This is a genomic window from Pseudomonas sp. Van50, from assembly GCF_055390755.1.
The window spans coordinates 3,948,936-3,969,382 of record NZ_AP024343.1 but is presented as its reverse complement, the minus strand read 5'-3'; the positions used below and the strand labels follow the sequence as shown (position 1 = coordinate 3,969,382).

At 62.8% G+C, this 20,447-nt stretch carries 16 protein-coding genes and 3 pseudogenes; 11 read left to right on the top strand and 8 right to left on the bottom strand.

Features of this window, described 5'->3' with window-relative positions; genetic code table 11:
• The first annotated feature begins 179 nt into the window (after window positions 1-179).
• The 5 genes from ACZ5M5_RS16740 to ACZ5M5_RS16720 all read left to right on the top strand — a co-directional run bounded on the left by ACZ5M5_RS16740 (window position 180) and on the right by ACZ5M5_RS16720 (window position 6,037).
• A complete protein-coding gene (locus ACZ5M5_RS16740) occupies window positions 180-1,187 on the top strand; it encodes an ABC transporter substrate-binding protein (protein WP_060742146.1) in 1,008 nt (335 codons plus the stop codon).
• Window positions 1,188-1,298: 111 nt separating this feature from the next.
• Entirely contained in the window at window positions 1,299-2,291 is a 993-nt protein-coding gene (locus ACZ5M5_RS16735) for a helix-turn-helix domain-containing protein (protein ID WP_464737647.1), read from the top strand.
• Between the two features lie 69 nt (window positions 2,292-2,360).
• The gene (locus ACZ5M5_RS16730) at window positions 2,361-3,293 is read left to right on the top strand and encodes a SphA family protein (RefSeq protein ID WP_060742148.1); all 933 of its coding nucleotides are present in this window, start codon (window positions 2,361-2,363) and stop codon (window positions 3,291-3,293) included.
• Between the two features lie 12 nt (window positions 3,294-3,305).
• Window positions 3,306-4,562: an MFS transporter gene (locus ACZ5M5_RS16725; protein ID WP_464737646.1), complete on the top strand. Its 1,257-nt coding sequence runs from the start codon at window positions 3,306-3,308 to the stop codon at window positions 4,560-4,562.
• Window positions 4,563-4,579: 17 nt separating this feature from the next.
• Complete coding sequence (locus tag ACZ5M5_RS16720) at window positions 4,580-6,037, top strand: amidase (RefSeq protein WP_464737645.1); 1,458 nt, start codon at window positions 4,580-4,582, stop codon at window positions 6,035-6,037.
• Between the two features lie 286 nt (window positions 6,038-6,323).
• Here ACZ5M5_RS16720 and ACZ5M5_RS16715 read toward each other — a convergent pair whose 3' ends face one another.
• A complete protein-coding gene (locus ACZ5M5_RS16715; RefSeq protein ID WP_464737644.1) occupies window positions 6,324-7,811 on the bottom strand; it encodes an aldehyde dehydrogenase family protein in 1,488 nt (495 codons plus the stop codon).
• Between the two features lie 207 nt (window positions 7,812-8,018).
• On the opposite strand from ACZ5M5_RS16715, the pseudogene ACZ5M5_RS16710 reads away from it, so the two are divergent.
• Both ACZ5M5_RS16710 and ACZ5M5_RS16705 read left to right on the top strand, forming a co-directional pair.
• Window positions 8,019-8,681 (top strand): annotated as a pseudogene (locus ACZ5M5_RS16710) (PAS domain-containing protein); the annotation flags it as partial.
• A gap of 69 nt (window positions 8,682-8,750) precedes the next feature.
• A pseudogene (locus ACZ5M5_RS16705) lies at window positions 8,751-8,978 on the top strand (methyl-accepting chemotaxis protein); the annotation flags it as partial.
• Between the two features lie 124 nt (window positions 8,979-9,102).
• On the opposite strand, the pseudogene ACZ5M5_RS16700 reads toward ACZ5M5_RS16705, so the two are convergent.
• Window positions 9,103-10,430, bottom strand: a pseudogene (locus ACZ5M5_RS16700) (alginate export family protein).
• Between the two features lie 291 nt (window positions 10,431-10,721).
• On the opposite strand from ACZ5M5_RS16700, the gene ACZ5M5_RS16695 reads away from it, so the two are divergent.
• From ACZ5M5_RS16695 to feaR, 3 genes are all read left to right on the top strand, one after another.
• A complete protein-coding gene (locus tag ACZ5M5_RS16695) occupies window positions 10,722-12,221 on the top strand; it encodes an APC family permease (RefSeq protein WP_060742154.1) in 1,500 nt (499 codons plus the stop codon).
• On the top strand, window positions 12,166-12,786 hold the full coding sequence (locus ACZ5M5_RS16690) for a DUF3156 family protein (protein WP_464737643.1): 621 nt from the start codon (window positions 12,166-12,168) through the stop codon (window positions 12,784-12,786). The genes ACZ5M5_RS16695 and ACZ5M5_RS16690 overlap by 56 nt, the downstream gene beginning before the upstream one ends.
• A 123-nt stretch (window positions 12,787-12,909) precedes the next feature.
• Window positions 12,910-13,872: a transcriptional regulator FeaR gene (feaR, locus tag ACZ5M5_RS16685; protein ID WP_464737642.1), complete on the top strand. Its 963-nt coding sequence runs from the start codon at window positions 12,910-12,912 to the stop codon at window positions 13,870-13,872.
• Between the two features lie 170 nt (window positions 13,873-14,042).
• Here the strand turns inward: feaR and ACZ5M5_RS16680 are convergent, their stop codons facing one another.
• The 6 genes from ACZ5M5_RS16680 to ACZ5M5_RS16655 all read right to left on the bottom strand — a co-directional run bounded on the left by ACZ5M5_RS16680 (window position 14,043) and on the right by ACZ5M5_RS16655 (window position 18,913).
• Window positions 14,043-14,810: an SDR family oxidoreductase gene (locus tag ACZ5M5_RS16680; protein WP_060742157.1), complete on the bottom strand. Its 768-nt coding sequence runs from the start codon at window positions 14,808-14,810 to the stop codon at window positions 14,043-14,045.
• Window positions 14,803-15,603 carry an SDR family NAD(P)-dependent oxidoreductase gene (locus ACZ5M5_RS16675; RefSeq protein ID WP_103308680.1) on the bottom strand — a complete coding sequence of 267 codons (801 nt, stop codon included), beginning with the start codon at window positions 15,601-15,603 and terminating at the stop codon, window positions 14,803-14,805. Before ACZ5M5_RS16675 ends, ACZ5M5_RS16680 begins: the two co-directional genes overlap by 8 nt.
• The gene (locus ACZ5M5_RS16670) at window positions 15,596-16,417 is read right to left on the bottom strand and encodes a molybdenum cofactor biosynthesis F family protein (protein ID WP_464737641.1); all 822 of its coding nucleotides are present in this window, start codon (window positions 16,415-16,417) and stop codon (window positions 15,596-15,598) included. Before ACZ5M5_RS16670 ends, ACZ5M5_RS16675 begins: the two co-directional genes overlap by 8 nt.
• 79 nt (window positions 16,418-16,496) lie before the next feature.
• Window positions 16,497-17,153, bottom strand: a complete 657-nt coding sequence (locus ACZ5M5_RS16665) for a helix-turn-helix transcriptional regulator (protein ID WP_103308678.1) — start codon at window positions 17,151-17,153, stop codon at window positions 16,497-16,499.
• A 51-nt stretch (window positions 17,154-17,204) separates the two neighbouring features.
• On the bottom strand, window positions 17,205-17,570 hold the full coding sequence (locus ACZ5M5_RS16660) for a cupin domain-containing protein (protein ID WP_053122428.1): 366 nt from the start codon (window positions 17,568-17,570) through the stop codon (window positions 17,205-17,207).
• A gap of 44 nt (window positions 17,571-17,614) precedes the next feature.
• On the bottom strand, window positions 17,615-18,913 hold the full coding sequence (locus tag ACZ5M5_RS16655) for an NAD(P)/FAD-dependent oxidoreductase (protein ID WP_060742161.1): 1,299 nt from the start codon (window positions 18,911-18,913) through the stop codon (window positions 17,615-17,617).
• Window positions 18,914-19,224: 311 nt separating this feature from the next.
• Here ACZ5M5_RS16655 and ACZ5M5_RS16650 point away from each other — a divergent pair, with 311 nt between their 5' ends.
• Window positions 19,225-20,394 (top strand): p-hydroxyphenylacetate 3-hydroxylase oxygenase component, encoded by a 1,170-nt coding sequence (locus tag ACZ5M5_RS16650; RefSeq protein WP_103308677.1) that lies wholly within the window; start codon window positions 19,225-19,227, stop codon window positions 20,392-20,394.
• Window positions 20,395-20,447: the final 53 nt, after the last annotated feature.

Here is a 20,447-nt window from a genome sequence, read left to right as displayed (position 1 = left end):
GTTCGTCAGGGGAGGTCTGCAAGGTTATCAAGGGAACGTGCCGGTGAGGGCGATTTCATGGGCTTGGATGCCGAACATTTAGGTGCTATTGATATGCTATTAAGGTATTTAAATTAATATTCTTATAGCTTTAAAGTCGTGGCCTTCAGTCTTTCACCTACTGTGAGGTTCATCAGGCCATGGCTTTCAAGCGTTCTGCGCGCACCTTGTTGGTTTCCCTGGCGGCCACTGCGCTGCTCAATCCCTTGGCCCACGCCGAGGGCAAGATCAGCATCGCCCAGCAATTCGGTATCGGCTACCTGATCCTGGATGTGGTGCGTGACCAGCAGCTCATCGAGAAGCATGGCAAGGCCCAGGGCCTGGATATCAAAGTGGACTGGAACAGCATCTCCGGCGCGACGGCGATGAACGAGGCCTTGCTGACCGGCGCCCTGGATGTGGTGTCGGCGGGCGTTCCGCCGATGCTGACGATCTGGGATCGGACCCGCGGCAAGCAGAACGTCAAGGCCATCGCCTCGCTGGGGTCGATGCCCAATTACCTGCTGACCAACAACCCGAACGTGAAGAGCCTCAAGGACTTCACCGACAAGGACCGGATCGCTGTCCCGGCGGCGGGTGTCGGATTCCAGTCGCGCACGTTGCAGATCGAAACCGCCAAGGTGTTCGGCAACGATCACTTCAAGAAATTCGACGACATCTCGGTCAGCCTTCCGCACCCGGATGCGACGGCGGCGCTGATCGCCGGCCAGTCGGAGATCAACTCGCACTTCTCCAGCCCACCGTTCCAGTACCAGGCCCTGCAAAGCCCCAATGTGCACAAGGTGCTCAGTTCCTATGATGTGCTGGGCGGCCCGGCGACGTTCAACGTGCTGTACACCACGGAAAAATTCCACGACGAAAATCCCAAGACCTACAAGGCGTTCTACGATGCCTTGGTGGAGGCGCAAGGCATCATCAAGGCCGACAAGCCGGCCGCTGCCCAGACCTACATCCGCGTAGAACAGTCCAAGTTGCCGCTGGCGCTGGTGGAAAAAATCGTCACCGACCCCGAAATCGACTTCACCGTCGTTCCGCAACGCACCTACATCTATGCCGAAAAACTGCATGAACTGGGCGTGTTGAAAAACAAGGCCGATAGCTGGAAGGACTATTTCTTCGAAGAGGCCCATGCCGACGCCGGCAGCTGAATCCGGGCCGGTTATCCGTTTTCGGCACAATTGTACGACCGGTCCACGGGGCGGAATGGAACTTGCCTGAGCTTTGACCCATAAGCCCTGGAATCATCAAAGGTCGGGTCAATGAACAATGACAACATGGCGCAGCCAGCGGTCTCGTCGGATGGGTTGCCGATGCTGCCGATCAATCGGTTTCGTACCACGGACATCGACGAGCACGCCCGCAACATGGGAGGCTGGCAGGTCTGCTATGACCAGTTGACCCCCGGTCGCTTCGACGGCGAGTTGATCGAGTTCCGCTCGGATTGGATGCAGTTGGTGCGCGACCGCTCTAATCAGGCCCTGACCAAGCAAGGCATGGCCTGGGAGGGCGCCATCACCTTCAGCGTACCGCTGAGTGCGGATGGGCCGGTCTTTTGCTCCGGGCACCCGATTGTCGAACCCAGCCTATTGGTCGCCCATGGGCATAACCTGCCTGAGTTGCGCACGCCCCAGCATCTGGATCTGCTCGGTGTCGCCATCGACGAGCAGGCGTTGGAGCATGTGCTGGAGCGACAAGGCAGTCGCTTTCGAATTACAGATCTTCCCAAGTGTTACCGTCTTGGCAACTCGACGCTGCCCACCGAGCTTGCGGCGTTGTTCGATGAGCTTGAAGGGGGCGAGCAGGGGCGTGACTCGTTGCTGGGGTACGAGTCGATTCGCCGGGGCCTGCGTGACACGGTGATGCTGCACATACTGGAACTGGTGGCGCCGGACGAAGCGCCACCGCTCAGTCCCACGGCGCGCAAACGCATGGTCGACCGCGCCCGGGAGTACGCCTTGGCTCATGTCGATGAGCCGCTGTCGATCCTCGACCTGTGCAATCACATCGGTGCCAGCCGACGCAAACTGCAGTATTGCTTCCAAGAAACCCTAGGCATCAATCCGGTGGCTTATCTGCGGGCGTTGCGCCTCAATGCGGTGCGCCGTGAGCTGCGCAATGGCGATCTGGTGCTGGGTGTGCAGGAGGTGGCGGCACGCTGGGGGTTCTGGCATTTGAGCCGGTTTTCCAGTGATTACCGGACCCTGTTTGGCGAAACCCCGTCACACACCTTGCGTCGCACGCATCTGTGCTGAAAACGGATAACGGCTGACCGGCCGGCTCCCTAGGATGACCCCAACACCACATGGTCGGAGGGGCATTCGATGTACCAAAACAAAAAAACAAACGTCTGGCACTGTACGTGGTTAACCCTGGGGCTGATCGGTGCCTGCACCGCTGCCCATGGCACCGAAAACGGCGCGCCGACCACGGCGGTCGGGGTCTATGATTTCGGCGCGGGCATGATGCCGCCGGCCACGCCCTTTGGCACCGTCGGCCTGCGTACTGCGTTCTATTCGGCCAACGTGCAGAAGGATCGCCACGGCAAGTCCGTGGACAACAATTTCTCCCTGGATGTCTTGTCCATCGGCGTCGCCTACATGCGCATGACCGATTACACCGTGCTGGGCGCCAAGTATGGCTTCGGTGCCGTCGTACCGTTCTTCCAGATGGACGCGTCGCTGCAGGTGCAGACCCCTGTCGGCCCACTGAACCTGGAGGCCGATCCGTTTCGCATGGCCGACATGCAGGTGCTGCCGGTGATCCTGCAGTGGACCCTTTCGCCGAACCTGTTCGTCAATGCCCAGTTCCAGATCCAGGCCCCCACCGGCGACTACGACAAGGATCGCTTGATCTCGCCGGGTCTCAACCACTGGACCTTCTCGCCGATCCTCAACGCCACGTACATCTCCGACAGCGGCTTCGAGGTGTCTTCGAGCTTTGAAGCCGACATCAACACCCGCAACCACGCCACCGACTACAAGAACGGCGTCGAGTACCGTCACGAATTTGCCGTGGGCCAGCACGTCGGGCCATGGACCTTGGGCGTGGGCGGGTACTACTACCGTCAGTTCACCGATGACGACGCGCCGGGGCTGGAAACCGGCAATCGCGCCCGGGTGCTGGCCGTCGGGCCGGCGGTGAGCTACTTCAAGCCCGGCATTCCACCGGTGTGGCTGCATGTCTACAAGGAGCTCGATGCGCGCAACCGCGCCGAGGGCTATACCGCGGCGCTGCGTATTTCCCACAGTTTCTAGAAGGGGCTCGTCATGAACCAATCAAGTTCCGTTTCAACGGCGGCCACCCCGTCGCGCCAAGCCAGTTGGCGCGAAGGCGGGGTGCTGATGCTGGGCAGCAGCCTGACGATCATGGGCGCGGTGATGGTCACGCCCATCCTGCCCCGGTTGGGTGCCGAATTCGGTCCCTTGGAACCGCGCGCCGATCTGCTGGTGCCGTTGGCGATTACCGGTCCGGCCCTGGCGATTGCCGTGTGTGCGCCGTTGGCTGGCTGGTTGGCCGACCGGGTGGGACGCAAGGCGTTGCTGGTGATTGCCACGGTGCTCTACGCCTTGCTCGGCGCCTTGCCGGCCCTGCTCGATAGCCTGCCTTCGATTGTCGGTGTGCGGCTGTTGTTCGGGTGCACGGAGGCGGCGGTGATGACCTGCTGCGCGACGTTGATCGCCGACTATTGGCAGGGCGAGGAGCGACTGCGCTACGTCAACCGGCAGGTGGTGACCATCGGCCTGGTGGGGGCGCTGTTTTTCGTGGTGGGCGGTGTGCTCGGGGAGCACTCGTGGCGGGCGCCATTCCTGTTGTATCTGCTGCCACTGCTGCTGGTGCCGGCCATGATGAAAGTGCTCTGGGAACCGCCGGTGGCGAAGCGCCGGAGGGTCGAGCAGCGCGTCGATGAGTCGGCTCCGGCCAAGGTCGCCGTGCTGCCACTGCTGGTCGGCTACCTGATGATCCTGGGCGGCATGGTCCTGACGTTCATCATGCCGATCCAGGCGCCGACACTGTTGGTCAGCTTGGGCATCACCTCCAGCACGATGATCGGCCTGGCGGCGGGACTGAGCCTGTTGGCGACCTTGGGCGGCTCGCTGATGTGGCCGTTGCTGCGCCGTCGCTTCGGCATCGCCGGTTGCAACGCATTGTTGCTCGGCCTGATGGGCCTGGGGCTGTGGTTGCTGATGCGCGGGCAAAGCTACAACGCTGTGCTGGTGGCGGTGTTCATCCAGGGCCTGGGGGCCGGGTTGCTGGTGCCCAACGTGATGGCGCCGGTGATGAATGCCTTGACCGCCAGCACCCGCGGCCGGGGCTTGGGCGGGTTTACCTCGTGCCTGTACATCGGCCAATTCGTCAGTCCGCTGGTGGTGGCGTTGGTGGTTGTCTTCGCCGGTGACCTGCGTCACGCCATCCAGTGGCTGGCCCTGGCCAGTTTTGCCTTGGCACTGCTCTGGGTCATTGCCGGCCTGCGCGCACGGGGCCAGGGGCAGGCGAGCACCGTCGGATCACATCAATCGTCGTGACATAAGGAATCTGAAACATGGGTATGCAAGACATCCACCATCTGATGGACAGTGAAGACGCCACGGCGCTGGCCGAGTGGGTCAGGCGTGGCGAAGTCCAGCCCGGCGAACTGCTGGAAACCGCCATCGAGCGCCTGGAGCGGGTCGAGCCGCAGCTCAATGCGGTGGCCGAGCGGCTGTACGATTCGGCCCGACAAGCAGCGCGCACGCCACAGGTTGGCCAGGGCCTGTTGGCCGGTGTGCCGACCTTGATCAAAGACCTGTTTTCGCCGGTCCACGGTGCGGCGATGACCAACGGCTCGCGTGCACTGGGCGACTTCCGGGCGGATTTCGAATCGGAAGTCGTGACGCGCCTGCGCCGTGCCGGATGCCAAGTGATGGGCACCAGCACTTCGCCGGAGTTCGGCACGTCGTACTCCACCGAGTCCGCGCGTTTCGGTGCCACCCGCAACCCTTGGAGCAGCGAGCACAGTGCCGGTGGCTCCAGTGGCGGCGCGGCGGCGTTGGTGGCGGCCCGGGTGGTGCCGTTCGCCCATGGCAACGACGGCGGTGGTTCATTGCGGGTGCCGGCGTCTTGCTGTGGTGTGTTCGGGTTCAAGCCCAGCCGTGGCCTGATGCCGTCGGGGCCGATAGTGGGCGAGGGCTGGGCGGGGATGGGCACGCCCCATGCGATTACCTTGTCGGTGCGTGACAGTGCGGCGCTGCTGGACGCCACCGCCGGCATGGACCTGGGCGCGCCCTATGCCGCACCGATCCAGGCGCTGCCGTATGCGATGGCGGTGCAGGCTGATCCCAAGCCGTTGCGCATTGCCCTGGTCGAACAGCTCGGCCCTTGGCCCACCGCGCCGCAAAGTCTCCAGGCCGTGGGCGAGGCGGCCCGGTTGTGCGAGGCCCTGGGGCATCGTGTCGAACCGGTGAACCTGCCGGTGGGGTTGCTGGAGTTTCTCGACCACGTGTTCACCATCATTGGCGCCAGCTCTCGTCACTATGTCGACCTGCTGGGCCAGATTCGTGGGTTTGCCGTGCAGGCCGAAGAACTGGAGGTGCGTACCCGGATCATCTTGCGGGACAAGGGCAACGTCAGCGGCGCCCAATATGCCGCGGCGGTGGAATGGATTCATGCCCTCGGCCGGCAGTTGGCGGTGTTCATGCAGGATTACGACGTGATCCTGACCCCGGTCCTGACTCGCGAACCGGTGCTGATTGGCGAGCTGGATTTGCAGGATGTGTGCATGAGCCTGGATCAACTGATCGATCGCTACCACAGCTATTCGCCGTTCACCGCGCTGTTCAATGCCAGCGGCCAGCCGGCGATGTCAGTGCCGTTGTCCTGGAGTGCCAATGGGTTGCCGATGGGGGCGCATTTTGCCGGGCGTTTTGGCGAGGAAAACACCTTGCTGGCCCTGGCCGCCCAACTGGAACGCGCCCAGCCCTGGCGTGGCCGAGTTCCAGCGGTCAACGCCTGCCGGCGGTGAAAACTGTAGGAGCGAGCTTGCTCGCGAAGGCGTTGGGTCAGTCGGCATCATCATTGCTGACGCTCCGCTATCGCGAGCAAGCTCGCTCCCACAGGGGATTTTGTAGTGGTCGCGGATGGCTTGGACGACTCGGAAAAAACGGTGGGAGCGAGCTTGCTCGCGATGGCGTAGTGTCAGTCGACATCATCATTAACTGACGGTCCGCTATCGCGAGCAAGCTCGCTCCCACAAAGGGGATTTTGGCTGGGTAGGGCTCTGGGGTGTCGCTCCAGAGCCCTTTTGTTGCTCAGTAGCGGATCATCACCGATTTCAGTTCGGTGTAGTCGTCGATGAATGCACTGCCGAATTCACGGCCCACCCCGGAAGACTTGCTGCCACCAAAAGGCACGGCCGGGTCGAGCAGGGTGTGCATGTTCACCCATACCGTGCCGGCTTCGATGGCGGGGACCATACGCAGGGCCTTGCCCAGGTCGTTGGTCCAGAGACTGGCGCTCAGGCCATAGGGCGTGTCGTTCATCAGTTCCAGCAGTTCCTCCTCAGTGTCGTAAGGAAAGAACGTGGCGATCGGGCCGAAGGTTTCTTCGTTGAGCAAGGCGTCGTCGCGGCGATTGGCGAGGATGATGGTCGGCTCGACGTAGCAACCCGGTCCATCGATCAGCTTGCCGCCGTGGATGATGGTGTTGTTCTGCGCACGGGCCTTGGCGAAGAACTCCGCGAGTTTGTGCTGGTGCTGGCGGTTGGTTACCGGGCCGAATTCGGTGCGTTCGTCCAGGGGCGAGCCGATGGTGAGTTTGTTCAGGCGCTGGGCCAGTTTGTCCATGATCGACTCGATCTGCGAGCGGTGGACGAAGAACCGTTCCGCCGCCGCGCAGATTTGTCCCGAATGCAGAAAACCCGCCTCGATGATGCCGTTGACCGCCACCTCAGGGTCGATGTCACGCAGGAACCCCGCCGCATTCTTTCCGCCCAGCTCCAGGGTCGCCCGGGTCAACCCGGCACCCATGGCCGCCTGGCCCACCGCCAGGCCGGTGGGCACGGAACCGGTGAATGAAACCTTGTTGGTGCCCGGGTGTTCGATCAGCCCCTTGCCCACCTGGCCGCCACCCGTCAACACATTCAGGGCACCGGCCGGCAGGCCGGCCTCCATGGCCAGTTCGGCGATGCGCAGAATGGTCAGGGGGGTGAACTCGCTGGGCTTGATGATGACGCTGCAACCGGTCACCAGGGCTGAGGCCAGTTTCCAGATGGCGATCATGGTGGAAAAATTCCACGGCACGATACCGACCACCACCCCAACCGGTTCGCGCAAGGTGAACGCGGTGTAGCGTTCGCCAGCGAAGGAGGGCAACGAGGGCGTGATCGTCTCGCCATTGATCTTGGTCGCCCAGCCGGCGTAGTAACGCAGGAAGTGCGCGGCCTGGTCGACTTCGAAGGCCCGCGAGATGTGGATGATCTTCCCTGACTGGCAGGTTTCGATCTGCGCCAGCTCTTCGCGGTTGCGCTCCAACAGGTCCGCCAGCTTGAGCAGCACATGGCCGCGCACCGCCGGCGCGGTTTGGGACCACTGCTTGAAGCCGCGACGGGACGACTCCACCGCCGCATCGATATCGCTGGGGCTGGCGTCGCTGACCTGGGCGATGACCTGGCCGGTGGCGGGGTTGACCACGTCCAGCGTCTGGCGGCTCTGGCTTTCGACATAACCTCCGTCGATGAACAGGGCGTGGCGTCGACCGAGAAAGGCTTCGACCTGAGGCAGCAGGGCAATATCGCTCATGAGGGTTTCCTGATCGCGAACAAGGGAAAGCCCGAGAGTAATCCCGGCACGACCGCCCGGCTTGACTGTGCCTGCCGCGCGCTATGTCTGTGGCTGCCAGCCCGAGGGGCTGGCAGCCAGGAGCAAGGTCCGTGCAGGCAGGGACAAGCCAGCCTGGCCGGTTTGCGATCAGATCCGGTTTCGACTTGATAGGCAAAGGGGCGGGCGATGTTTCTCCAGACCAACAAACAGAAACTGGCGTTGATCGTACAGGTGCAGCGTGTGCTGGCCGGTGAAACGGAGGGCACGCCGACGCTCGACGCCTATGCGCCCCTGCGGACCGTCCTTGAGCAGCATGCGCGGCAGATGGCGAACACCACTGCGCAGTTGCACCAGGCCGAGGCACAGGTAGAGGCGCAAACCCTGCGCTGGCAGCACAGCGAGCAGGCGTTGCACCAGGCTCGCCAGCAACTGGAGCAAGCCCACGAGCGCGAGCAGGTGCTTGAGCGTCGTCTGGGCGAACACGACCAGCAACTGCAGCAACATCGCCAGGATGCGCAGATCTGGGAGCTGCTGCAGTCGACCCTGACGGAAGGTTGCTGGGACATTACCGTGGTCGACGGTGATCTCCAGCACCCGGCCAGTGCCATGCGCTTTTCCAGTCAGTTCCGGTCGCTGCTGGGTTACGGGCCCGACGACTTGCCCGATGGCTGGGATGCCCAGGTTGGCATCACTCACCCGGATGACTTGCCAAAGATCATGGCCATATTCGAGCGGGAGATCCTCGGTCCCCAGGGCAGCGGTGAATATGTCTTCGAATACCGCATGCGCCACAAGCGCCGGGATTACATCTGGTGCCGCGAGCGCGGGCGGGCGGTACGCGATTCGCACGGGCAACTGGTCCGGGTCATCGGTGCGGTGCGTGATATCAGCGATGAGCGCTCGGCCCAGTCCACCCATCAGCGCATGCTGGAGCAGAACCAGGTGACCTACGCCCAGATTGCCACGGTGGTAGGGGTGATCAAGGGCATCGCCGACCAGACCAATCTGCTCGCCTTGAACGCCGCGATTGAGGCGGCCCGGGCCGGTGAGGTCGGACGCGGTTTCTCGGTGGTGGCCGATGAGGTGCGCAAGCTGGCGCAAAGCACCCGGCAGGCGACCCATCAGATCCAGACCATGTTGCACCAGCACAGGTAAACAAGGTGATCGCTACCCCGTAGGAGCTGACGAGCGGAGCGAGGCTGCGATCTTTCCCCCAACACTTGAGTCCCAAGGGAAAGATCAAAGGATCACAGCCTGCGGCAGTTGGCTGTCAGAACGGAACCGCCACCACCAACTGGCTGTAGACGTTGGTGCCGTTGCCGCCGACCTGATTGCCACCGTTGTCCGCATCCTTCTGCGGCTTGTACAAACCTACCAGCGGCGTGACGATCAGGTGTTCGTTCACCGCCCATTCCACGTACAGGTCCAGTTCCCGCGCGTCGAGGTTCAACGCTTGGCGGCCGTGCAGGGTCTGGTAGTCGAAGAACAGCGCACCAAGGGTCACGGTTTCTGCGGGTTTGAGCTTGAGGCCGACGTGCTGGATGGCGGTGTTGCTGTTGAACGGGCCGGCATAGTTACCCGCCACTTCACCCTGGAACCAGGTGCCATAGCCGCGGCTCTGGCCGTTGAACATCGAGTCCCAGTCTTTGGAATAGCGGCTGTAGCGATAAGTCAGGTCAGGCGTCCAGGGCAGGTCGGCGAAGGTGTAGCCGGCTTCGGCGTACCAGGCTTTCTCCGGGCTCGCGTCCTTGTCCTGCCAGGCGTACTCGAAGGCGAAGTGAGCATTTTCGATGCCAGCATTGCCGGCGCCGCGCAGGCTGTAGATATCCATGCCTTCGCGTTGCTTCTGGAAATCGCTGGCGTAGCGGTCATCGACATCGATGCCATGGATATAGGTCAGCCCCAGGGTACCAGGCGCCGCGGTGTATTCCAGGGTGCCGGCAGCCATTTCGGTGTTGGCCTGGGCGCGGTTGTCGGACTTGAGCCACATCAGGCTGCCATGCACGCCTTCCTTGCCGCCCAGGCGCAGCACAGCGGTCTCGTCGAAGGCATGCCGGGCCGCCAGGTAATAGGCGCCGCCGCGATTGAGCTCGCCATCGGCCACGCCTTTGCCCAGGTTCAAGCCATCGTCGTTGATGATGAAACCATCGCCGAGGGTAATCACTTGGCGGCCGTAGGACAGGTCGACCCCGTCCTTGCCCAGTGCCGGGAACAGATCCCCGAGCGCCAGCCGGCAAAGGCTTCGTCGAACTTCGTGGTGCGTTCGGAGCCATCGCTCAGGCCGGCCGCATCGCCGTCGCCCCAGGTCCCGGAACTGACCAGGTTGGCCGTGCCGTAGACACTGCCCAGGCTGCCGAGTGTCTGGTCGATACTCAGGCCATACTTGATGAAGCCTTCGCGCCAGCTCGAACCACCGGCGGTGCCGTCGTAGTTCTTGCGGCTGTTGAACAGTCCGTAGACTGCCAGGAAGTTGCCGGTGACGGTGGTGTCTTCGTCGGCGTAGAGCTCATAAGCGTGAGCCGATGAATCGGCGACCAGCAGGGCGATGCCCAAGCCGATGGCATTGCGCAGCAAAGGTGTACGGCGTGTGTGCTCCATGGTGGATTCCCCAGTGTGATAGGACAGCAGAGCGCGCATTAAAGGGAGCGGCACCCGGGGAAGTCTTTCACCTGCCTGCCATGGAGTTGATCCAGGCCGCCAGCGTGGCAGCGTTGGCAGGCAGCAACAAAACCGGCGGCAGACACGGGCAAGACGCCCGGGGCGGGGCGGCGCAGAGTAAGGCTGCACGCAACGCCGTTTCGATCAGGGACCGGTTGGGGAAGGCATGATCGCCGGCTCCTGGACGGCTGTGGCATCCATACTAAAAATCCGCTTTCGAGGATCTGCACGATGTCGATCAATGACAGGCTCACCGAGCACTTGAACCGGGGTTCGGTGGGGTTTCCCACCGCGTTGGCCAGCACCATTGGCCTGATCATGGCAAGCCCCGTGATTCTCACCGCGACCATGGGCTTTGGCATCGGCGGCAGCGCCTTTGCCGTGGCGATGCTGATCGCCGTGGTGATGATGCTGGCCCAGGCGACGACGTTCGCTGAGGCAGCGTCGATTCTTCCGACCACTGGCTCGGTCTATGACTACATCAACTGTGGCATGGGGCGTTTCTTCGCGATCACCGGCACCTTGTCGGCCTATCTGATTGTCCATGTGTTTGCCGGTACCGCCGAAACCATCCTGGCCGGCGTCATGGCCCTGGTGAACTTCGAACACCTTAACACCCTGGCCGAATCGGCCGGCGGTTCCTGGTTGCTGGGCGTGGGGTTCGTGGTGGTGTTCGGGGTGCTCAATGCGTTCGGTGTCAGTGCCTTTGGCCGGGCCGAAATCATCCTGACGTTCGGCATGTGGACCACCTTGATGGTGTTCGGCGTGTTGGGCCTGATCGCCGCGCCGGCGGTGGAGCTGGAGGGCTGGTTCGGCGCGTCCGTGGTGGGCACCGATCTGGTCACGGTGCTGTCACTGGTGGGCATGGCCATGTTCATGTTTGTCGGCTGCGAATTCGTCACGCCGCTGGCGCCGGACCTGCGCCACTCCGCCCGGACCATGCCCCGGGCGATGATGCTGGGCTTGTTCAGCGTTGCCACCTGCATGTTCATCTACGGCGCGGCGATGAAGCGCCAGGTGGAAAACGTGTTGCTCGATGCCACCAGCGGCGTGCATCTGCTGGACACCCCCATGGCGATTCCACGGTTCGCCGAACAGGTCATGGGCGATATCGGCCCGATGTGGCTGGGCATCGGTTTTCTGTTTGCCGGTGCGGCGACCATTAACACCCTGATGGCCGGCGTGCCGCGGATTCTCTATGGCATGGCGGTGGACGGCGCGTTGCCGAAGGTCTTCACTTATCTGCATCCACGCTTCAAGACGCCGCTGGTGTGCATCCTGGTGGCGATGCTGATTCCTTGCCTGCATGCGCTGTGGCTGGGCGGCAATCCCGACAACATCATGCACCTGGTGTTGGCTGCGGTGTGCGCCTGGAGTTTTGCCTACCTGTTGGTGACCGTGTCGGTGGTCAGCCTGCGGATTCGTCGCCCTGATCTGCCGCGGGCCTATCGCTCGCCGTGGTTCCCGTTGCCACAGATCCTGTCCAGTGTCGGCATTGTGTTGGGCATGTGGTTCATCACCCCACCCGGCATGAATCCGGCGGACATCTACGTGCCCTTCGCGGTGATGCTAGGCGGCACCGCGGCATACGCCTTGTTCTGGACCCTGGTGGTGCAGAAGGTCAATCCATTCAAGCCAGCGTCGGTGGAAGACGTGCTGGCCAAGGAGTTTTCCCATGAGCCAGGGCAATCTGCGGGCGAGTTTATCGACCCTGCTGCAAAAGCTGTCTGAGTTGTTCAGCTCCCAGCGCGCCCCGGCCGGTTATCGGCCCGGGGTGACCCTGGAGCACCTGCGGCGCAACCTCGCATTGGCACGATTCGAGGTCGCGGGCCCGGCCATGGCCACTGCGGTCACTGACGACGGCAGCTTGCACTTGGAGATCGTCGAACGCACCGAGTCGCAGTTGTTGATGCACTTGGTGATGACCGAGTTCGTCCTGCGCGTGCCTGCTTCCCGAGAGGGCACGGCATGCCTGGAACTGCACCACGGCGGGGCTTTGCGGCGCAGTGGCATTCGTTGCCGGCAGCGGGACGGGCGCAGTGACCTGGCGACTCGGTTGCAGGCGGCCGTGGAGACGGATCCTGCGTTGTATCAGGCTCTCATGCCGCTGGATTTCAAGCGGCTGCGCATCGATCTGCAGGGGCGCCAGTGGTGCGTGCGCCTGGAACACATGGGCGGTAGCGAAGTGGTCAATCGCATGCCGGCCTTTCGACGTTACATCCCGTTGAGCCGCGAGCAGCGCGGCGCCTTGCTGGCAGCCTTGAGCGGCCTGCAGCGGGTGCTGGCAACGCTCTGATGCTGTTGTGCTGTCCTGGCATCATTCCTGCTACTGCTCTGGCGATCAGGTACTTGTTGCGTGCATATAGATAACATGTTAACTATTGCCGCACAAAAACAAAAAGCCACTGCGGAGAATGCCATGAGCATGCAACAGGTTGGGCAGGACGGTCTGGACATCTGGAACCGGGATCTGCGGGCGACTTGCGGCCACTTCGATACCGAGCTGGCCTTCAATCGCGCCTTGTTCATTGGTGAGGTGTCGAACTTCCATCGGGGTGGCCTTGCCCTGGCGAACCTGCGCACGAATGCCGGCAGCATCAAGCGTCACTCACCCAGCGCCGATCACGATGATGACCAGGATTGCCTTTTGGTCAGCCAGCGCAGTGGCTACTGCCGCATTACCCAGAACGGTCGGAGCATCCAGTTGGCGCCCGGTGAATTGTTGTTGATGGATTCCGTTGGGGCGCTTGAGATCACCCCGTTCGGCCTGATCGAGCACGCGGTGCTGTCCTTGTCTCGCCAGGACGTGTCGCGACAATTGGGCGGGGAAACCAAGACCTTCGGCAAGGTTTCGTCCAGCAAGGCGTGCGGACGGATGCTGCATGTGTTGATGGACCAACTGTGCAAGGACACACCGGACGGCGAGGGCGCGGCGGGCGAGGGTGAAGCCTTGCAGAATGCCTTCGTTTCACTGTTGGGCTCGGCCCTGGAACAGGGGAGCGATGGCCGTGACGAAGGGGTGGCCTTGCAGGGCAGTCACTTGCGCAGCTACGTGCAGAAGGTCATCGACGAATCACTCACCCAGCCCGGCCTCAGCCCGGTGGGCCTGGCCAATCGACTGAATATCTCGGTGCGGCATCTGTATCGCTTGTTCGAAGAGCAGGATGACAGCGTTTGCCGCTACATCCAGCGGGCCCGCCTCAAGCGCAGCGCCGATGACCTGACCAACCCGTTCCTGCGGGACGAGTCCATTACTTCGATCGCCTACAAGTGGGGCTTTACCGATTCGGCGCATTTCAGCCGTTCGTTCAAGAAGCAGTTCGAACTGTCGCCCAAGGAGTTTCGTTCCAGCCGTTTGCAGGTGGGGCAGGGGGTGGCTTGAATGAGGTCGTCGTTGACTGGACGGTCGCTATCGCGAGCAAGCTCGCTCCCACAAAGGGATTTGTGCTGAACATGAGTTTTGCGGGTGACACTGGAAAGTGTGGGAGCGAGCTTGCTCGCGATGACGGTGGTCCATCCACCCTCACCGCAAGCTGACTCTCCCACTCAGGCTCAAACCTCCGGCAACGTCGAACCCCCATCGACCACCAACGTCTGCCCGGTCACATAACTGGCCAGGCTCGACGCCAGGAACAGCATGGCGCCGGCGATGTCGCTCGGTTGACCCAATCGACCCAGCGGCACCCGGCGGGCAATGTCCTGGTTGACTTCATCGTCGCCCAGGTTGGCCATGGCCGGTGTCGCGATCATGCCCGGCTCGACCCCGTTGACGCGGACATTCTCGGCCGCCAGTTCCAGCGCGGCGTTGCGAATGAAACCATTGACCCCGGCCTTGGAGGCCGCGTAGTGGCTGAGCCCCGGATACGCCACCCGCGGGCCGGTGACCGAGGAGGTCACCAGCACGCAGCCTCGGCCCTGGCGCCGGAACATCGGCAGCGCCGCCTGGGTCAGCCAGAACAGCGCCGACAGGTTCACCGCCAGCGTTCGCTCGAGCATCGCCGGGGTGATCTCGGCGAACGGCGTCAACGGAAAATACCCGGCGTTGTGCACCAGGGTATCCAGCCTCCCCAAGCGCTGTTCCAGCGCGCTCATCATTTCGAAGATCGCCGTCGCGTCGGCCAGGTCAACGCCCACCGCCTGCACCTGACAACCCACGGCCGTCAGTTCGTCGGCTACCGCCTCGGCGCGGGCCAGGCCCAGGTCGGCGATGACCACGCGTGCCCCGCGCAGGGCAAACGCTTCGACGATGGCCCGGCCGATGCCCTGGGCGCCGCCCGTGACCAGTACGGTCTGGCCGCTGAAATCCAGATCCTCAGACATCGCTGGCCTCCATCCGGCTGAAGGCCAGTGTCGGCACGTCGACGATGCTGGAGCCGCCATCGGCCACCAGCGTCGCCCCGGTGATGATCGATGCATCGGGCGAGGCCAGGAAGCGGCAGACGTTGGCGATTTCCTCCGCACTGGCAGCCCTGCGCAACGGCACGTCGGCGCAGACCCGGTCATAGGCCTGCTGCAACGTTTCGCCATGGAACTGCATCAATGCCTGCATTTCTTCATCGGCCATAGGCGTGCGGACCCAGCCAGGGCAGACCGCATTGACTCGCACGCCATGAGGCCCGTAATCCCTTGCCAGGGAGCGGTTGAGGCCCAGCAGGGCGTGTTTGGCGGTGGTGTAGCCGCACACGTGGGGGCCTGCAGCCAATGAAGCGATGGAGGCGATCAGCACAATATTGCCGGCGTTTTCCTGCAGCAGTGGCAGGCATGCCCGGGCGCTGTAGAAGGCGCTGTCGAGGTTGCTGCGCAGGGCCGCTTCCCAGGCCGATGGCTGAGTCTCAGTGGCGCTGCCCATTCCCAAGCCACCGGCACAGGCGAGCAGCACGTCGAGTCGGCCATGACGCGCGCGAATCTGCTCGACGAAGCCGTCCCAGGTGTCTGGACAGGCCGCGTCGCCCACCAGCACCAGGCCGCCGATGTCCGCGGCGAGTGCTTCCAGGGGCTCGCGACGGCGGCCGATCAGCACCAGGTTGGCGCCTTCGGCGGCATACAGGCGAGCGCAGGCGGCGCCGATGCCGGTACCGGCACCGGTGATCACTACGGTGCGTGATTCAGGCATCGGGATACTCCGTCTGATTGAGCACCTGGCAGTAGGAACTGACCGGGAAATTGGAAAACTCATCGAAGGACTCACCGGCATAGCCGAAGATCTTGCCGTCACTGCGGTGCTGCTGCAGGTCGATCAGCACCAACCCCAGGGTCGGGATGATCTTTTCTCGCCACACGAACAGGTAAAGCTGATCGGCGATCTTGTAGGTGTCGCAGCGATCGGTGTCGCACAGGCCTTGCTCAACGCCTTTGAGGCACTGCCAGGAGTAGAACCGGTCGTTGAGGTAAATGTGTTCGTAGACTTCACTCGGGCTGTAGCGATACAGGTTGCGCAGCCCCACCAGCTCGGTGGTCGGTGCGTGCGGGCACAGGCCAGGCTGCCAGGGACGGTCGAGGCTGCCGTGCAGGAACTGCGCTTGAACCGAGGTCAATGGTTTGCCGGCCAATGCCCGGCTGTAGAGGCCTTCGCCGGTTTCCGGCTGGCTTGGCATGCGGCCGATCACGGCGGTGAAGGCGGCGCTGGCGGTATCGAGCACGAGGCTTATCGATGAGGTCAGCTCGCCTTCGCGCTTGATGAAGTCCACCAGGTACAGGCCCGGTCGTACGGATGTGGCCCGGTAGGTGGCGGTGCCGCTGGAATGCCCATCGGCGGCGTTCCAGGTCAGGGTGTCCTGCTCGAATCGGTGCTCGATCTGCCAGCCGTTGGCGAAGTGCAGGGTGAACGTCTTGCCGTCCAGGTCGGCCAGGTTTGGCAGGATGAAGGCTTCGGGGGCAAAGCCATCGGCCAGGGCGCCGACGGTGATCCAGTCTGTAGATGTGCTCATTTGCAAGGCTCCGGTGGTTGAATTAGCCACTCGGATCATGCGGCGCCGCGCAGCGGCGGCCTATCAACCAGATGGTTGATCAGAGGAACAGTGCGCTGACCAGCTCGGTGCGACTGCTCACACCGACTTTGCGGAACAGGTGGATCAGGTGAGTCTTGATGGTCGGCAAGCCCACCCCCAGTTCCCGGGCCAGTTGCTTGTTGCTGACGCCTTGACGTAACAGCCAGGCGATCTGGCGCTCCTTGGGCGTCAAATCGCCCAGTGCATCCTCATGGGCCGGCAAATGGGCCACGGCCAATTGCAACAAGGCCTGCAACGCACTGAGCTGGCTCAACTGCTGATGGGTGAAGACGCCTTGCTCGGCGGTGCGCAACAACGAAACCGCGGCTTGGGGCTGACCATCGCGATGGGCGAAGACTTCCACCACGTCGACCACGCCATAGCGTTGCAGGAAGTCGCGATAACGATGGTTGTCACGCAACGGTTGGCGGGCCATCGCCATACCAAGCGGCACCACGGCCAGTTCGCTGGACGCGCAGTGGCGCGGCTGCAGGGGGTCGAACTGGCGGTAATTGTCCAGGTAGTCGCGGTGCATCTCGCCGCTCATCCCATGGAGGCTGAAGTCGTGGGCTTGCAACTGCCGATCCACGCAGTAGAACGCCGCCCGGCTGACGGGAACCAGTTGGGTGAAGGCGTGCAGGCAATGGCCGGCGATGTCCTGGGCGATGACGTTCATGGTCGCAACCTTCGCAAGCGGGCTGCCGGGTGGGCCGGCAGCCCTGTCCGGTCAGACTACCGCGAAGTAGTGCTTGACGAAACTTTCGCTGACCACTTCCCACAACACCGGTGTGCCCTTGGTCACGAACCAGCTGTCGCCGGCCTTGTAGCGGGTGCTCTGGCCGGTGGCTTCGTCGGTGAGGACCACTTCACCGGTGACCACGGTGGCTTGTTCGGCGAAGGGGTAGACCATCCGGAACTTGCCTTGAGTGGTGCCGAAGTAGGCGCTGCTGACCGGGTCGGTGGGGGCGCCGAAGGTCATCTTGCCGAAGGCCTTGACTTCGCCTTCGAGAATCTGCGAACCCAGGTCGGCGACGGTGCCCCAGGCGTCCAGGTCGGACAGCTGGATGTCTTTTTCGAGGGTGATGAGGGGCATGGCAGGTGACTCCTGATGATTGAAAGGAAGAAGGAGGTTGGCCGTCAGCGACGGCCGTTCCAGTAGCCCGACAGCTGATGCCAGGACTTGCCGGCGGTCAGCAGCAATGGGCGAATGGCGTCTTTGCCGATGATGGTCGGGCGGTGGATCGAACTGACCAGGTCGTAGCGCGCCGAGCCTTCGCTCATGCCTTCGGCCAGCACCTTGCAGATGATGTGGCTCGGGGTGACGCCAAAGCCTGAGTAACCCTGGACGAAAAACGCGTTGCTGCGCCCGGGCAGGGTGCCGATCTGCGGGAACAGGTTCGGGCTGCAGGCCATCGGGCCGCCCCAGGCCAGGTCGATCTTCACGTCCTTGAGGTACGGGAAGATCTTCAGCATCAGGCGCCGGTTCCAGGCCTTGAGATCCTGGGGAATGTGCTCCACCAATGGCGTGGCGGCACCGAACAGCAGGCGGTTTTCGTTGGTGACGCGGTAGTAGTCGATCACCGGGCGAATGTCGCTGTAGGCACCGCGAATCGGGCTGATGCGCTGGATCAGTTCGTCCGACAGTGGCTCGGTCATCATCTGGAAGGCGTAGGTGTTGATGGTCGAGCGGTGCAGTTCCGGTTCCAGTTTGTTGAGGAAACTGTCGCAGGCCCAGAGCAGCTTGCTGGCCCTGACCGAGCCGCGTCCGGTGCGCACAGTGATGCGTTCGCCATAGCTGACTTCCAGCGCCGGGCTGTTTTCGAAGATCCGTACGCCGTGGCTGACTACCGCCTTGGCTTCACCCAGCAGCAGGTTCAGCGAGTGCACATGCCCGCCGCCCATGTGCAGCAATGCACTGCTGTAGGCCTTGGAGCCAATGATCTGCTGCACGTCGGAGCCGCCGAGGAAGCGGATCTCATGTTTGCTGTTGATCGACTTGAAGTCTTTTTCCCAGGCCCGCAGGGTTTTTTCCTGGCGGGCGTTGAAACCCATGTAGCCGTAGCCGTGGCAGAAGTCGGCATCGATAGCGTACTTGGCGATACGGTCCTTGATGATGTCGGCGCCCAGGTCGCTGATCTCGAAGACCTGGCGCAGGCCGTCTTCACCGACGTCCTTCTTGATCTTTTCCAGGTCATGGCCGATGCCGGCCATGATCTGCCCGCCATTGCGCCCGGTGCCGCCGAACCCAAGGTAACGCGCCTCCAGCACCACGATGTTGGTGATGCCTTTTTCAGCGAGCTCCAGCGCGGTATTGATGCCGGAAAAACCACCGCCAATGACCACGACGTCGGCTTCCACGTCCTGTTCCAGCGTGGGGAAGCTGAGGTTGTATTTCTTGGTGGCCGTGTAATAGGTGGGCGTTTCGATATTGATCATGACGCAACCTGACAAAGTGAAAGGAAACTCCGATGCCACGCCTACGCAAGGCATTGCAGGGGATGGCCCTATTAAGAGCCTTGGCGGGGCGCTTGTCTTGATCATCCGTGCCGGGGGATTTGACCGAGCGCGCCATGGCGTCGAAACCTGCCCCATGAAAAGTACAATCTTGGATCTGGAAGGTGCATTTTTCACCTGCCCGCGATTGCCCATACTGGACCGGCCTTAATCACGGATCCCGCTGTTTGTGCAACCTGAGGTTGCCGGGCAAAGGCGGGATCGGCAGATGCCAATAATAAAAGAGCCCGTCCATGAAAAAGCCAAACCCGCTGCTCGAAGACCTCAAGCCCCTCCTGCCGGCCATCGCCGCCAACGCCTTCCAGGCGGAGAAAGACCGTAGCGTGCCTGCCGAGAATATCGCCTTGCTCAAAAGCATCGGCATGCACCGGGCCTTCCAGCCGAAACCTTACGGTGGCCTGGAGATTTCCCTGCCGCAGTTCGCCGATTGCATCGCGCTGCTGGCCGGTGCCTGCGCCAGCACGGCCTGGGCCATGAGCCTGTTGTGCACCCACAGCCATCAGTTGGCGATGTTCCCGGCCAAGGCCCAGCAAGAGGTCTGGGGCGATGACCCGGATGCCACCGCCAGCAGCAGCATCGCACCGTTTGGCCGCACCGAGGAAGTCGACGGCGGTGTGATGTTCAGCGGTGAAATGGGTTGGAGCAGCGGCTGCGATCACGCCGAATGGGCGATCGTGGGGTTTCGCCGGAAAAACGCCGAAGGCACCCAGGACTATTGCTTCGCGGTGCTGCCGCGCAGCGACTATGAAATTCGCGATGACTGGTTCGCGGTGGGCATGCGCGGCAGTGGCAGCAAGACGCTGATCATCGACAACGCTTTCGTGCCGGAACACCGGATCCAGAAGGCCAAGGACATGATGGAAGGCAAGTCCGGTGGATTCGGCTTGTATCCCGACAGCAAGATTTTCTACTCGCCGTACCGGCCGTACTTCGCCAGTGGTTTCTCCACGGTCAGCCTGGGCGTGGCCGAACGCATGCTGGAGGTCTTTCGCGAGAAAACCAGGAACCGTGTGCGGGCCTACACCGGCGCGGCCGTCGGTGCCGCCACCCCGGCGTTGATGCGCCTGGCCGAGTCCACCCACCAGGTGGCGGCGGCCCGTGCCTTCCTCGAGAAAACCTGGCAGGAGCACGCCGAACATGGCGAGCGCCACGAGTACCCCTGCCGGGAAACCCTGGCGTTCTGGCGGACCAACCAGGGGTATGCCACCAAGATGTGCATCCAGGCCGTCGACCGCTTGATGGAGGCGGCCGGCGGCGGCTCCTGGTTCGAGAACAACGAGTTGCAACGGCTGTTCCGCGATGCCCACCTGACCGGCGCCCATGCCTACACCGACTACGACGTCTGCGCGCAGATCCTCGGTCGTGAGCTGATGGGGCTCGAACCCGATCCGTCCATGGTTTGACCGCCTGTTCGCTGAACCCTAGAACAATAATCGAGGCCGTCCCTTGAGGCGGC